12 protein-coding genes are annotated in these 14,962 nt (G+C 52.7%); 10 read left to right on the plus strand and 2 right to left on the minus strand.

The genetic code is table 11. The features are described from left to right. Positions 1-31 precede the first annotated feature (31 nt). From KCG55_RS04495 to KCG55_RS04535, 9 genes are all read left to right on the plus strand, one after another. Positions 32-370, plus strand: coding sequence for a hypothetical protein (locus tag KCG55_RS04495; protein WP_063076510.1), 339 nt, complete (start codon positions 32-34; stop codon positions 368-370). A gap of 59 nt (positions 371-429) precedes the next feature. Further along, positions 430-765 (plus strand): zinc ribbon domain-containing protein YjdM, encoded by a 336-nt coding sequence (locus KCG55_RS04500; protein ID WP_254323498.1) that lies wholly within the window; start codon positions 430-432, stop codon positions 763-765. A gap of 216 nt (positions 766-981) precedes the next feature. Continuing rightward, on the plus strand, positions 982-3,291 hold the full coding sequence (gene recQ, locus KCG55_RS04505; protein ID WP_254323499.1) for a DNA helicase RecQ: 2,310 nt from the start codon (positions 982-984) through the stop codon (positions 3,289-3,291). Positions 3,292-3,514: 223 nt separating this feature from the next. Next, entirely contained in the window at positions 3,515-3,964 is a 450-nt protein-coding gene (locus KCG55_RS04510) for an HvfX family Cu-binding RiPP maturation protein (protein ID WP_254323500.1), read from the plus strand. A gap of 83 nt (positions 3,965-4,047) precedes the next feature. Further along, positions 4,048-4,320 carry a hypothetical protein gene (locus tag KCG55_RS04515; RefSeq protein WP_049333024.1) on the plus strand — a complete coding sequence of 91 codons (273 nt, stop codon included), beginning with the start codon at positions 4,048-4,050 and terminating at the stop codon, positions 4,318-4,320. A gap of 86 nt (positions 4,321-4,406) precedes the next feature. Then, positions 4,407-5,249, plus strand: a complete 843-nt coding sequence (locus tag KCG55_RS04520; protein WP_204788998.1) for an HvfB family MNIO-type RiPP peptide maturase — start codon at positions 4,407-4,409, stop codon at positions 5,247-5,249. Continuing rightward, a complete protein-coding gene (locus KCG55_RS04525; RefSeq protein WP_254323501.1) occupies positions 5,239-5,925 on the plus strand; it encodes an HvfC family RiPP maturation protein in 687 nt (228 codons plus the stop codon). The genes KCG55_RS04520 and KCG55_RS04525 overlap by 11 nt, the downstream gene beginning before the upstream one ends. A 142-nt stretch (positions 5,926-6,067) precedes the next feature. Then, on the plus strand, positions 6,068-6,646 hold the full coding sequence (locus tag KCG55_RS04530; RefSeq protein ID WP_254323502.1) for a sigma-70 family RNA polymerase sigma factor: 579 nt from the start codon (positions 6,068-6,070) through the stop codon (positions 6,644-6,646). 12 nt (positions 6,647-6,658) lie between these two features. After that, the gene (locus tag KCG55_RS04535) at positions 6,659-6,832 is read left to right on the plus strand and encodes a zf-HC2 domain-containing protein (protein WP_254323503.1); all 174 of its coding nucleotides are present in this window, start codon (positions 6,659-6,661) and stop codon (positions 6,830-6,832) included. A 238-nt stretch (positions 6,833-7,070) separates the two neighbouring features. Here KCG55_RS04535 and KCG55_RS04540 read toward each other — a convergent pair whose 3' ends face one another. Together KCG55_RS04540 and KCG55_RS04545 are read right to left on the minus strand one after the other, a co-directional pair. After that, the gene (locus tag KCG55_RS04540; RefSeq protein WP_254323504.1) at positions 7,071-11,219 is read right to left on the minus strand and encodes a translocation/assembly module TamB domain-containing protein; all 4,149 of its coding nucleotides are present in this window, start codon (positions 11,217-11,219) and stop codon (positions 7,071-7,073) included. Positions 11,220-11,299: 80 nt separating this feature from the next. Beyond that, positions 11,300-13,141, minus strand: coding sequence for an autotransporter assembly complex protein TamA (locus KCG55_RS04545; protein ID WP_254323505.1), 1,842 nt, complete (start codon positions 13,139-13,141; stop codon positions 11,300-11,302). 448 nt (positions 13,142-13,589) lie between these two features. On the opposite strand from KCG55_RS04545, the gene sstT reads away from it, so the two are divergent. Continuing rightward, the gene (sstT, locus tag KCG55_RS04550) at positions 13,590-14,813 is read left to right on the plus strand and encodes a serine/threonine transporter SstT (protein ID WP_254323506.1); all 1,224 of its coding nucleotides are present in this window, start codon (positions 13,590-13,592) and stop codon (positions 14,811-14,813) included. Positions 14,814-14,962 lie beyond the last annotated feature (149 nt).

Consider the following 14,962-nt stretch of genomic DNA (forward strand, 5'->3'; position numbering starts at 1 on the left):
GCATAAGTCACATCCCCCCAAAGGAAAACCCATGAAAAAAACCTTACTTGCCCTGATGATGTTATCTGCCGCCGCGGCGTATGCCGGTGAGGCGGAAGACCGTTTGCTGTCCGTCCAATCGGTTTACCGTGCCGCTTTGCATGAGCAAAACAGCAACGACAGTAAAATCATTTCCCTGCAAAGCGATTTGGAAAGCGCGCAGCGCCGTTTGCAGGCTGCGCAATCCGATATTGACCGTTTGAAAGGCGAAATTCAGACGGCCTTGGCTCAGAAAGAGCAGCAAAATGCCAAGCTGCAACAAGCCGGTCAGATGTTGGATGCGGCGTGGAATGCCGTTTACGGCGCTGGTGGCAGTAAGGCGAATCAATAATTTAGACATTGTATTATTTGCGTTTTACGCTTCTTTTATCATATTTATAAGGAAACCTCATGTCCCTACCTCCCTGCCCGAAATGCCACTCCGAATACACTTACGAAGACGGCGCACAATACGTTTGCCCTGAGTGCGCCCATGAGTGGAACGAAGCCGATGCTGCGACTGCAAGCGATGATGCCTTGGAAGTCAAAGATGCCAACGGCGCGGTCTTGCAAGATGGCGATACGGTTGTCTTGATTAAAGATCTGAAAGTCAAAGGCAGCTCTATGGTCATCAAGCAAGGCACCAAAGTCAAAGGCATCCGCCTGCAAGAGGGCGACCACAATATCGGTTGTAAAATCGATGGCAGCGCGATGAACTTGAAATCTGAGTTTGTCAAAAAAGCCTAAAGATTTTATTTTTAAAAGGCCGTCTGAAATCCGAAGATTAGGTTTCAGACGGCCTTTATATATTTTATTCAAAATAAAACAAATTCTTATTTAAAATTAAATAAATTGAATAGATTTGAATTTCAGGCCGTCTGAAAAAGCAGCGGCAAAATGTTCCGCACATACGCGGGTGTAAAACCGTTAAAATAACGCTTTCCCCTATTCTACGGAACCATTATGCCTCAGCCGACCGCCAAACAGATTTTGCACGAAGTATTCGGTTATCCCGAATTTCGTGGCAAGCAGGAGGCTATCGTCAATGCTTTGGCCGACGGCGAGAGTTTGATGGTGCTGATGCCGACAGGCGGGGGCAAGTCTTTGTGTTACCAGATTCCGGCGCTGATGCGCGAAGGCGTGGCGGTTGTTGTATCGCCGCTGATTGCGCTGATGAACGACCAAGTGGCCAGCCTGCATGTGGCCGGGATTGAGGCGGCGGCAGTCAACAGCAGCACATCGGCAGATGAGGCGCGCGAGATTGCCGACAAGCTTGCCCAAGGCCGTCTGAAACTGCTTTATGTCGCACCGGAACGCTTGGTTACCGACCGCTTTTTACGTTTTCTCGACCAACAAACCGTCAGCCTGTTTGCCATTGATGAGGCGCATTGCGTCAGCCAATGGGGACACGATTTCCGCCCCGAATATCAACAGCTCGGCATGCTTGCCGAACGCTATCCGAACATCCCGCGCATCGCCCTGACCGCTACCGCCGATGCGGCCACGCGCGCCGACATCAAGCATTATCTGCACTTGGACAATGCGCCCGAATTTATCTCCAGCTTTGACCGCCCGAATATTTATTATCAGGTTATCGAAAAAAATAATGGCAAAAAACAATTGCTGGATTTCATCCGCAAGCAGATGCATGGGCAAAGCGGTATTGTGTATTGTTTAAGCCGTAAAAAAGTTGAGGATGTGGCGCAGTTTTTGTGTGAAAACGGCTTGGAGGCAATTCCGTATCATGCCGGTTTGAGCATGGACGTGCGCGAAGAAAACCAACGCCGCTTTACGCATGAAGACAATATTATCGTGGTGGCGACCGTGGCGTTCGGCATGGGCATAGACAAACCCGACGTACGCTTTGTCGCCCATCTCGATATGCCCCAGAGTGTTGAACATTTCTATCAGGAATCGGGGCGCGCCGGCCGGGACGGGCTGCCTGCCGTGAGTTGGCTGTGTTACGGCTTGAACGATTGGGTGTTGCTGCGCGAACGGATTGCCGAGGGCAACAGCGACGAGGTGCAAAAGCAAATCGAAATGCAAAAACTCGATGCCATGCTTTCCGTCTGCGAAACCGCCGCCTGCCGCCGCGTACTGCTGCTCAAACATTTCGGCGAAGAATCCGAACCCTGCGGCCATTGCGACAACTGCCTGCATCCGCCCGTGCGGTTTGACGGTACAGTGTTGGTGCAAAAATTACTCAGCTGCGTGTACCGCGCCGGACAACGCTTTGCCGCCGGCTACATCACCAACCTTTTGCGCGGTAAAAGCGACGATTGGATACAGCGCAACGGCCATGACAAACTCTCCACATTCGGCATCGGCAGCGAACAGACCGACAAGGAATGGCGCAGTGTCATCCGCCAGTGCATCAGCCTGGGCTATCTCACTGTCAACGTCGAACAGCATCAAGCCCTGCAGTTGACCGAAGCGGCCAAACAAGTCCTCAAGGGCGAAACCGAAGTCATGCTGCGCCCCCTGCGCCGCGAAAAAACAGCCACCCAAAAGCCGAAAGACGATTGGTTGCGTACAGAACGCGAAGAGCGTTTGTGGCAGGCATTGCGCCAGTGGCGGCAACAACGCGCCCGAGCAGAGGAAGTGCCGGCCTATGTGGTTTGCGGCGACAAAACCCTGCGCGATATTGTTGAAAAAATGCCCCGAAATTTGGAAGATTTACATCAAATCTACGGCTTGGGCGAGGCGAAAATCAATAAATTCGGTTTGGAGATACTCGACGTTTGTGAAACAGCCGAAGCCGGTACGGTTTCCACAGGCAGCGCACAAGTTATCCCCAGCTTGGGCGAGCGCGAACAGGCCTTAAAACAGGCTTTGGAAACTTGGCGAGAGCAGCAGGCAAGTGCCGATCAAGTAACGCTGGGTACGGTATTCGCCAACGAAAGCATGGACGATTTGCTGACCAATACGCCTGCCGAACCCATCGACCTTTTGGGCGTGTATAAACTAGGCGAAAAACGTATCGAACAATATGGCGAGGGCATTTTAAACATCTGCCGTCCGTTTTCAGACGGCCTGAGTGAAGAGGACAAACGCAAACGCCGATTGATGCGCCGTCTGCTTCAGTGGAACATCGATACTGCCCGCCATGAAGGCCTCGAAGCCTATCAGATATGCAGCAAAGTTACCTTACGCGCCATTGCCGCCCGACGGCCGCAAGATTTGGCGGAGCTGGCGGAAATCCACGGCATGAATGAGGAGAAAACCGACAAATACGGCGCAGAAATTGTTGAATTGTGCAAACAAGCGGATTAATGGATTGCAATTATCATCAAAGGCCGTCTGAAACCCAATCAAGCATGGTGTTTCAGACGGCCTTTTTGAAATTTTAATCTTTATAAAACAATGAATAAGAAAATAACTTTATTTGTTTTGTCAGTTTTCCAAAGCTGTCTCGTCTAAACAGGCATGAAATATGGGATGGTGCCGATTGATTTTTCGTCCCAGCCCATTTGACACACATCGATAAGGAAAATAAATGAACACCTCAGCCAACCCCTCTTGGCAGGCCGCTTTCGGCTTGTTGACGCTCAGGCTTTTTGCCGCGTATGAATTTCTTGAGTCCGGCCTGGAAAAATGGAACGGGGAAAACTGGTTTGCAGATATCAACAGTCAATTTCCCTTTCCGTTCAATTTGTTGCCGGATACGGTCAACTGGAATTTGGCCATGTGGGCGGAACTGGTTTTGCCTGCGCTGCTCATCGTCGGCTTGGCAACGCGGCTGTCCGCGCTGGGATTGATGGTCGTAACGGCTGTCGCATGGTCTGCGGTACATGCCGGCTTGGGGTACAATGTGTGCGACAACGGTTATAAAATGGCACTGATTTATTTGGTGGTTTTATTTCCTGTCCTATTGCAGGGCGCAGGCGGTCTGTCTTTGGATGCCCTGCTGAAGAAACGCTGTTGCCGCATCAAGCATTTTCTTTAATGATTCACGGTCGCGGGCCGACTTTAAATGCCCGATATTATCCCTTGATTTGTTTAAACCCATATTTTTAAAAGGAAGTTAAAATGAAAAAAAATGTAGCTGCTGCTCTGGCCGGTGCACTGTCCCTGTCTCTGGCTGCCGGTGTTGTTGCCGCTGATAAAGCCGCCAGCGACGTGGCCGTTGAGAAAACTGTTAAAGCTGCCGAAGGTACTTGCGGCGCAGCTGCCAAAGCCGGTGAAGGTTCTTGCGGCGCAGCCATGAAAAAAGCACACGCCAAAAAAGGCAAAGCATCTAAAGCCAAAGCTGCCAAAGTAGTAGAAGGCAAATGCGGCGAAGGTAAATGCGGTTCTAAATAATCCTGCAACATACCTTTAACAAAGTCGCATTTTATAAACGAAAATGCGACTTTGTCGTTCATACGGCACCATAACAGGACATCACCATGATTCAACATGCAGGCTTGGGCTACCGCCGCGACTTGGCGGAAGACTTCCTCTCGCTTTCAGACGACAGCCCGATACGCTTTATCGAAGCCGCCCCCGAAAACTGGCTGAAAATGGGCGGCAGGGCGCGCAAACAGTTTGACCGCGTGGCGGAACGGCTGCCGCTGGCATTGCACGGATTATCCATGTCGTTGGGCGGACAAGCCCCGCTGGATACCGACTTGATAGACGGCATCAAAGAAATGATGCGCCGTTATGACTGCACGTTTTTCTCCGACCATTTGAGCTATTGCCACGACGGTGGTCATCTTTACGATTTGTTGCCGCTGCCTTTCACCGAAGAAATGGTGCAACATACCGCGCGCCGTATCCGTGAAGTGCAGGATCGGTTAGGCTGCCGCATTGCCGTAGAAAACACCTCCTACTACCTGCATTCCCCGCTTGCCGAAATGAATGAGGTCGAGTTCCTCAACGCTGTTGCCCGTGAAGCCGACTGCGGCATTCATTTGGACGTGAACAATATCTACGTCAACGCCGTCAATCACGGCCTGTTGTCGCCTGAAGCTTTTTTAGAAAACGTTGACGCAGAGCGCGTGTGCTACATCCACATCGCCGGACACGATGTCGAAACGCCCGAATTATTGATTGATACCCACGGTGCGGCGGTTTTGCCGACGGTTTGGGACTTGCTCGAACTGGCCTATGCCAAGCTGCCGACGATTCCGCCCACCCTGTTGGAACGCGATTTCAATTTCCCGCCTTTTGCCGAACTCGAAGCCGAAGTCGCCAAAATTGCCGACTATCAAACGCGTGCCGGAAAGGAATACCGCCGTGCAGCCTGAAACTTCCGCCCAATACCAACACCGCTTTGCCCAAGCCATACGCGAAGGTGAAGCCGCCGACGGCTTGCCGCAAGAGCGCCTGAATGTCTATATCCGACTGATACGCAACAATATTCACAGCTTTATCGACCGTTGTTATACCGAAACGCTGCAATATTTTGACAGCGAAGAATGGGGCCGTCTGAAAGAAGGTTTCGTCCGCGACGCGCGCGCCCAAACGCCCTATTTTCAAGAAATCCCCGGCGAGTTCCTCCGATATTGCCAAAGCCTGCCGCTTTCAGACGACCTCTTGGCATTGATGGACTTTGAACACACCCAGCTGCTGGCCGAAACCGCTCAAACTGACAGCCAAACAACTTATGCCGATTCAGACGATTTGGCCTACACCCTTTCTCCCGCCGCCTTTGTGCGCCGTTATCAGTATGATGTGACGGAGGAATTGCAGGAGGCGGAAACTGCCGTTTTGGTGTGGCGCGATAAGGAAGACGACGTGATGTATCAAACGCTTGATGGATTCGGCGTATTATTGCTGGAAACACTGGCAGAAACGCCCACTTCCCTAAACGGCCTGCAAACCATGCTGGCAGAGTTCATGCCGTCTGAAAACGTTTGGCAGGACGCATTAAGGCAGAAATGGACGGAATGGTTGGAACAGGGCATTTTGGTTGCGGCATAAACCAATGCCGGCTGAAACGGGTACAGTCGGTTTTGGCGAAACAAAAAAACTACTGAAATCGTTTATAGATTCAATCGTATGCTCTTTCCGTATCAGCGTAAAATCAGAAGCATATTGATTATTCATTTCATACTGATACATTATGGCCCTACCCGAACTGACTGATGCCGAGCTTGCCAAATCCCGCAAACTGCTGCTGCGCTTTGCCCATATCCAGCTGCCCGACCGCCCCGATTTGGCGGAAGACCTTGTACAGGAAACCATGCTTTCCGCCTACCGCGCAGCCGAGAGTTTTAAAGGCGGCGCCCAAGTGAGCAGCTGGCTGTTTGTAATCTTAAAAAACAAAATTACCGATTGCCTGCGCCAAATCGGGCGGCAACGCCAAGTTTTCGTCACGCGCGACGAAGAAGCTTTGGATGAAGCCTTTGAAGGACATTTTGCCTCCGACGGGCATTGGACGGATGAAGGACAGCCTCAGGGTTGGGACTCGCCCGAAGCCAGTTTAAACAATAAAGAGTTCTACCAAGTTTTGCAGGCCTGCCTCTACCATCTGCCGGAAAACACCGCCCGTGTGTTTACCATGAAAGAAATTCTCGGCTTTTCAAGCGATGAAATTCGCGAACAATGCGGCATCAGCCATGCCAACTACCACACCATCATGCACCGCGCGCGCGAAACCTTGCGCCAGTGCCTGCAAATCAAATGGTTCTCCCATGCCTGACAGGAAAACGCCATGAAAAAATGCCGCAAAATAACCGATCTGATTTCCAAACAGCAAGACCAAGTGCACCTCGGTCTTTTTAACCGCATTGCCCTTGCCGTGCACCTGTCGCTCTGCCCCCATTGCCGCGAATATAAGAAACAGCTCGAATTAATCAGCAATGCCATGCATAAGATGTTTCGATGATTAAAAAAAGGCCGTCTGAAACCTGCCCCTGTCAGTTTCAGACGGCCTTTTTGTATCTGTTTGATTTATCGCTAACCTTGAATAAGCCATGGTTTGCCGTTTACTTTTTTAGCTGCATTTATTTTTAAACTTGCGCCGTTGGCCTTTGTTTTTTGAGGCATGGCTGCGGATTTTGATACGGTAGAACAAGATAAAGACCGTCTGAAAGATGAATTTCAGACGGCCTTTTTCACGGCTTTTAGTGTTGTTCTTCCGGCTCGGGTTCGTCTTTGCCGAACCAGTTGTCAAAGCGGATGGTGTATTTCAACTCGCCGCCTGAGGAGCGTGTGCCAATGCGGGCAACGGCTTGGATGGCGCGGGTCAGTTGGTACACGAGTTTGACGGATTGTTCGGCGCTGGAGATGCCGTATTCGTAACCTGCGTAGAGGTTGTTGGTGAGCTGTTTGCCGACGGTCAGGACTTGTTCGGCAGGGTTGAGCTCGCCAGTTTGGGCGTTGCGGCTGCGTTTGCTGGTAAAGCCCAAATCATCGACAAGGCCGATGCGGTCGTTGACTTGGCCGGCAAGCAGTGCGCTGGCGGCCGCAGAGAGCGTGGCGTTGTCGCCGTCGCTACCGCTGCTGGCACGGTTGAGGATGAGCCAGGAGAGTTTGTCTTTTTCACTCATGGCTTCCTTGGCAACCAAGGTCACGCGTGGATTGCTGAGGCTGCCGAGGACTTCGACACCTGCACCGACCGGGGAGAGACGGCGTTCGGCACGGATGTTGAGGTTTGGATTGGTCAGCGGGCCGACGAAGGAAACCGATCCTTTGGTGATGTCGAGGTCTTGGCCGTAGGCTTTGTAGCGGCCTTTGACAACGCGAACGGTACCGACGCCTTGTACGGCTTCGCCCGGACGGGACGTGATGGCCAGTTTGCCGCCGATGGTAACGTCTGCGCCGTAGCCGACAAAACGGACATTGTCGTTGATGTTCAGGGTAAGGTTCATGTTGATGGGCGTGGTGGCCGTTGCTTCTTTTGGGGTTTCGCCCAGTACGACCACGTCGTCATCGAGGGTCGGCATGGAGGATTTTTGCGAACCAAACCTGCCGTAGTCGGTGTTGAGCGTGCCGTTGAGCGATACGCCTTTTTCCGGATTGTAGAGGACTTTGGCCGCGCCGGAGAGCTGCAGTTGGCGGTTTGGACGCGAGAGGGTGCGGTATTTGTCGAAGACGATGTCCACGTCGACATCGGGGTTGGCGTTGGCAAGGTTAACCGCGCCTTTGAGCTCAATCGTGCCGCCGCGGTGGAATTTGAGGCTGTCTATCACCCATTTTTGACCCTGCAGGCGTGAACGCAATACGCCGTTGTCGAGAATCAGGCCTTGGGTTTGATGGCGGTAATAGAGGTTGTCGCCGTTAATCAGGCCACTCAGTTGCGGATCGTTCAGACGGCCTGCCAAGTTGACGGCGGCGTTCAGACGGCCTTTGAGGGTTTGGCCGACGGGCAGGAAGTTGCGGAAGACTTCGAGGTTGGCAACGTTCAGATTGAGTTTGCCGCTCAGAGGGGCGGTATCGAAGCTGGTGCCTTGACCGATGTTGACGGTACCGTCGGCACGGCCGTAATTGGTTTGGAGGTCGAGGTTGCTGTTGATAGTAGGCGAACCGAGTCGGCCGCCGATGGTGGCGGTCGCGTTCAGACGGCCTGCAATGCCTTGGGCTGTCGCCGGCATAAAGGATTTGAGCAAGCCCAAATCGGGAACGCTGATATTGACTTTGCCGCTGACAGGGGCGTTGTTGATGTTGTTGCCGAACTGCTGGGCGATGCCGAGCGTGCCGTTAACTTTGCCGAAGCGGGTGTTGCCTTCCAGCGTGCTGTCGATTCGGCCGTTTTGGAAACGGGTGCGCAGGGCGAGCGCAGAAAGTCCCAAAGGCTGTTTGTTTTTCGGGTCTTTGCTCGGCAGAATGATGTCGCCGCTTTGACGGTTGATGTTGAGGAAGCCGCGCGCGTTTTGACTGTACGCCAAATCCCAGTCGCCGCCCAAGACGAGGTTGTGTTCGATAGGAGGAGTGTAGAAGTTGTGCAATTCGGTAATGTGCAGATTTTGTGCGCTGCCTTTACTGGTAATGCCGGCTTTCTTGTCCCAAACGAAATTTTGCAGGTTGAGGCTGCCGCCCATAGCCGCCCAGCGCGCGCTGCTGAGGGAAACGCGTTCGCTGCCGGCTTCGAGGTTGAGGCGGTTTTGCAGTTTGAGGTTGAACGCACCGTTGATGTCGAGCGTGTCAACCGTGCCTTTCCATTGGGTTTGGTCTTTGTTGAGACCGCCGGTGGCATCGAGGTCGAGCTTGTAGCGTTTGTTGTCCACCGCCATGCTGCTGTTGCCGCGGATGTGGTGGCGCGAGCCTGTGCCGCTGATGAGCAGGTTGACGTTGTCGATCAGGGCCGCGCCGCTGGAGACGGCGATGTGTTCACCTTTAATATCGGCACTCAACGGACGGTTGGTATCTGGTGAACCTTTAAGCTTGAAGTCAAGGGTGCGGATGTTGACGGCATCGGCGACTTTGAAGTTGCGTGCTTCGCCGTTCAAATCGGCTTCAAGGGTTTTGAGGCCGTCTGAAAAACTGCCGGAGATGTAGCCGCGCGCGTTGAGCAGGCCGCCCAAGCCGAAGCCGAAACGCGACAAATCGGGGGCGGTAATGTTGAGGTTGAGGCGGTCACCTTTTTTACCGAAGCTGCCGTTGGTTTTGACGATGTTGCTGCCGAGGGTCAGATCGGTCAGGGCGCGCGAGAGGTGTTTGTTTTCATAGGCGACGTCGGCTTTGCCGCTGAGCGGAACGCCGTTGAGCGTACTCGGTGCGAACTGCATTTTGCCGGCAAATTTTTCTTGTGCCAGTATGCCGGTCAAGTTGATGTTGCCGTTGACGCTGCCTTGCGGGAGCTGCGGATCGATGCGCGCAGGGTTGAAGGCTTTGCTGACGATGTCCAGTTGCAGTTTACGGTCTTTGAAGAGTTCGAGCGAGCCTTTGGCGTTGAGTTCGCCGCCGTTTTGCGGAACCAGGCGGACTTTGTCGAGCTTGAGCGTGCGCTGGCCGAGCTGTTTGTCGGTTTGGAAAAACAGCATGCCGTCTGTACGCGCAAATCCGCTGTCGAGATTCCAGTTAACGACAGGGGAGGAGGTTTCGCCTTTGACGTTGATACTGCCGTTCAGACGGCCTGCGATGTTTTGACGGACAAAGTCGTCTGCGCCGGTATTGTTGATGCCCAGTGCGAGTTTGAGCTGGTCTTGGGCGGTGTCGATAGAGCCGGATACGTCGATGCTGCCGTCTTTGAGCAGGTCGACGCCGATGTCTTCAATCATGACCGTGCCTTTATCGTCGACGATGAATTCGCCGAGGATGCGTTTGACGGGGATATGATTTTCATCGGCAAAACCGGCTTGGTCGTTTTCCAAGTCAATCGAGCCTTCCAACGCAACGCCGTTGGTAAACGACGGAATGGTGGTGGCATCGAAATTCAGGCGCGCTTTGGGCAGGCTGGGCAGGAAGGCCTGCGGATTGATGTTGGAACCTTTAATCAGGATTTCGCCGACGGTTTCATTGAGGCTGTCGGCGAATGGGTGAATGGTGGATTTTGCCGATAAATGAACGTTGTCGCTATCGAGCAGCAAGTCGGTGGATACGTCTTGTAGGCTGCCCCACAGGCGCACCGTACCATGTAGGGTTTCGCCCTCAAGCTGGCCTTTTGTGTAAATAGCGGTATTGAGGACGAAGGGTTTGTTCAAACCAAGCACTACCGCGCCTGTCGAGCTGCTCCATGGCGTATCGGCGGTTTTGATGTGGAGGCGGTGTTCTTTTTTGTCGTAATGATAGGCCGCGTGCAGATGGTCGAGATAGACGGTCTGCTTGTCAAAACGCTTGCCCACGCTGATTTTGCCGGTTTCCAAACGGTCGAGATAGGCGGTAACGGGCAGGTCTATGCTGTCGGGCAGGCCTTTTGATGGCTCTTCTTCTTTAGGCGGCGTACGTTTGGTCACGATGGCGATGTCGCCGGCCACGATTTCGGTGATGTGCAAGGACGGACGGGTCAGCTCGGACGGTTTCCAATCAAAGTGGAAGCTGCTGATTTTGACATCCGCACCTTCTGTTTCAATCAACCATTTGTCGCCTTCAAAACCTTCAATCAGCGTGCCTTTCAGCGTATCCGACGAGATTTTGACGCCGAACCATGACGGGATTTTGTACAAACCGAAACGCAAACCCGATTCCGTACCGACCAGCCAGCCGATTGCGCCGGTGGAAACGGTCAATACGCCCAAGGCGGACAGGACAAAGCCGCGCAACAGGCGTTTTTTGCGCTTTGGCGGGGCGGGCTGTTGTTCAGACGGCGTGGAAGTGTTTGCAGTATCGGTCATGATATTTTTCTGTTTGTCTGTTGTTCAGACGGCCTGAAATGGCTGAGGCCGTCTGAAAGAATGGATGGTGAGTATGTTTGTTAAAACCTTGTGCCCAAGCTGATGTGCCAGCGGATTTTCTTGTCGTGATGGCCGTAGGCAATATCGAAGGAGAACGGCGCAACCGGGCTGAACCAGCGCACGCCCAAGCCGGTACCGTGTTTTAAAGTCATGTGTTTGAAGTTGCTTGCCGCATCGCCGACATCGTGGAAGATGGCGCCGGAGAAGCTTTTGGTAACCGGGAATTGATATTCGAGGCTGCCGACCACCAAGGCGCGTTGCGGCAGGACGGAGCCGTTGGGGCCTGCCAAGCCGATACTGTCGAGTTCGTAACCGCGTACGGAAGTTGCGCCGCCGGTACGGAACATCAGGCTGGACGGCACTTCTTCGCCTTCGCGGGCATAAACGTAGCCTGCTTGTCCGCGTACGATGAACGTACCGAGTTTTTTATTTTCAGGCGTGAAGAAATAGCCTGCCCGTGCCGTAGCGCGTGCCATTTGGGTGGAGGAAAGGAATTTGCCCAAGGTCGTGCCGATTTTGCCGTCGAGGTAGTAGCCGTTTTGTGGGTGCAGCTCGGTTTCGATGCTTTGCCGTTTCCATGAGGCGGTCAGCATGGTGGCATGGCTTCGGCCCAAATCGTAGCTGGTGTCGGGGACTTTGCGGTCTTCAGTAATAAATTCGAGGCCGAAGCGGGCATCAATATTGTTGCGGTCGCGAACATACCAAATACCGCTGGTCAGGGCGCGTTTTTCAAGGTTTTGCGTGGTCGAGCGGTTGTAGGAAACGTTGCTTGTCCAGTAGTTGCCGCGGTTGTTGCGCGGTTGGCTGATACCGGCGGCCAGCGTGGTTTCGTATTTGTCCATGTCCCAAACGATGGAACCGATGTAACCTTTGTTAAAGAGGTTGTAATAGTCGTAGGCGATGCGGCCGCCGATTCCGTATTCGGAGTCGTAGCGGATACCGGTTTCCAGTTTGTGGCGTTTGACTTCGGTCACGTTGATTTTGACGGGAACGCGGTTGCCTTGCAGTTGGTCGAAGTCGGCCTGTACGGACGCGCCGGAGTAGTGGCCGTTTTGCTCGAGCGCCTGTTGCAGGTCGAGGATTTTGTCTAAGTCGTAAGGCGAACCGGGTTGGAAACGCGCCATGCCGGAAACCACGCTCTCAGGGTAGCGGCGTGTGCCGGTGATTTGGAAATCGCCAAAGTAAATGGGGCGGTTGCTCTCCACGATGACGTTCAAGTCGGCTTTTTGGGTATTGGGATTGATGGTGGCTTGGGTGGTGGTGAGTTTCGCCAACGGATATTTTTTGCGTGTGACCGCGCTGAGGACGGAGGTTTTACTCGCACTCCAGCCGTCTTGGTCGAAGTTTTCGCCAACGGGCTGCTGCCAGTTTTCCATCGCATTTTGGTAGTACTCGGCCAAGTTGTCGTCATTCAATACGTCGCCGAGGATGGCCACGCTGACGTTGTCGACTTTGGTGCGCGGGCCAGGGGTGACGTTGACGGTATAGCTCTCGCCGTGGTCTTGAATATTGACGTTGCTGTTGAAGTAGCCTTTGGTCCGGAGCATGGTTTTGACGTTGTCGGGTGCCTCTTCGGCGAGGAAGCCGACCTGTTCTTTGTCCAGCTCTTCTTCCTGCTGCTGGGTAATCAGCGGCAGGTATTCTTCAAGCATTTCTTTGACTTCGCTGTCTTGGGTGTCGATTTTGACGGGGAATTTGGGCTTGAGTTTGCCTGTTTGGTCGTCTTTGGGCTGCTTGGGCATTTCGGATTCGGGAACAGCTTCGTAGTCTTCCGCTTTGGGAACGGAAGTATCTACTGCCAACGCGTGTCCGTAGGCGAGCGCCAATGATGCAAATAAAACAGGGTAGGTCAGTTTGGTCATGATGTGTGTTCGACAGCGACAATTCTTCAGTTTGGGGATTTTAACATTATTTCTGCAAGGTTTCAGGCTATGGTTATAAACGGAAATTTAGCGCGATAACGTTGCAAAATGCGACATAAGGGAGGATTTTGGTTTTTTCTATCTGATTGTAATAGTTATGTTTTGTGTTTTTGACTGATGAAGCTACCTTTGTATTCGGCCTTATAACGCAGATTTCAGGCCGTCTGAAATCAAGATACAGAGGGATAAGGCAACGGTATGGGCATACTTTAAAGTAGGGTTCGAGCAGGTTTGACCGTATTTTTGGCATAAAGTGTCAACTGTGTCATAAATGCTAAACTTTAATGCTGTTTTTGTGAGGTGTGCATGAAAATCTCGCCGACAAATGATTTTTTATTTTAGAATGTAAGAATTTTTTAACATATCTTTAAATTGTGAAGGAACGGATATGGCAAGTGGCAATCCGATTTTGAACGCGCTCAATCGCGTCAGCCTGGTGGTGCAAATCGCCATCGGCTTGGTTTTAGGTATTCTTGTGGGTGCAGTTTCGCCGCAAGTCGGTATCAGCGCAGGACTGCTGGGCAGCCTGTTTGTCGGTGCGCTTAAGGCTATCGCGCCGATTTTGGTATTTGTTTTGGTGACTGCCGCTATTGCGCAACACCAAAAAGGCAATCAGGCCCACATCAAACCGATTTTGATTTTGTATATTTTCGGTACGTTTGCCGCTGCTGTGGTGGCAGTTATTGCCAGTATGGCATTCCCGACCACGCTGATTTTGCGTGCGGCCGGCGATGTATCTGTTGCGCCGCCTTCCGGCATTGTCGAAGTGCTGAAAACGCTGCTGATGAATTTGGTGGCCAACCCGATTAACGCGCTGGCCAATGCCAACTATATCGGCATTTTGGCTTGGGCCTTGGTATTGGGCGCGGCTTTGCGCCATCACGGTTCGGATACGACCCGCCAAGTGGCGGCCGACTTGGCAGATACCGTTTCGACGGTTGTGAAATGGATTATCCGTTTTGCGCCGCTGGGTATTTTCGGCTTGGTGTCTTCTACCATTGCGGAAACCGGTTTTGAAGCGCTTGCCGGTTATATGCAGCTGTTGGGCGTATTGCTCGGCTGTATGCTGTTTATCGCTTTGGTGGTCAATCCGATTATTGTGTGGACGCAAATCCGCCGCAACCCTTTCCCGCTGGTGTTTACCTGCCTGCGCGAAAGCGGCGTGTATGCCTTCTTTACCCGTTCTTCCGCCGCCAACATCCCTGTGAACATGGCATTGGCGAAAAAACTGGGTCTGCACGAAGACACTTACTCTATCTCCATTCCATTGGGTGCAACCATCAATATGGCCGGTGCGGCAATCACCATTACCGTTTTGGCGATGGCTGCGGCGCACACGCAAGGCATTACAGTTGACTTCGCCACTGCCCTGCTGCTGAGCCTGGTGGCAACTGTCAGCGCGTGCGGTGCATCCGGTGTGGCCGGCGGCTCGTTGCTGCTGATTCCTTTGGCGTGCAGCCTGTTCGGTATCGATAACGATGTGGCCATGCAGGTGGTTGCCGTCGGCTTCATCATCGGCGTGATTCAAGACTCTGCAGAAACTGCGTTGAACTCTTCCACCGACGTTTTGTTTACTGCCGCTGCCGATTTGGGCCGCCAACGTAAAGAGTAATTTTTAGGGTTAACCTAAATCCAGCAAAGGCCGTCTGAAGAGTTTCAGACGGCCTTTGTTTTATGTAAAGAAAAGGAATTTTTAGATGGTCAAGCCGATAGATTGGTTTGGTCGGACTGACGGTATCCGCTGTCATCAGTTGGATTTTT

The sequence above is a fragment of the Neisseria subflava genome, assembly GCF_024205745.1.
Lineage (GTDB): Bacteria > Pseudomonadota > Gammaproteobacteria > Burkholderiales > Neisseriaceae > Neisseria > Neisseria flavescens_B.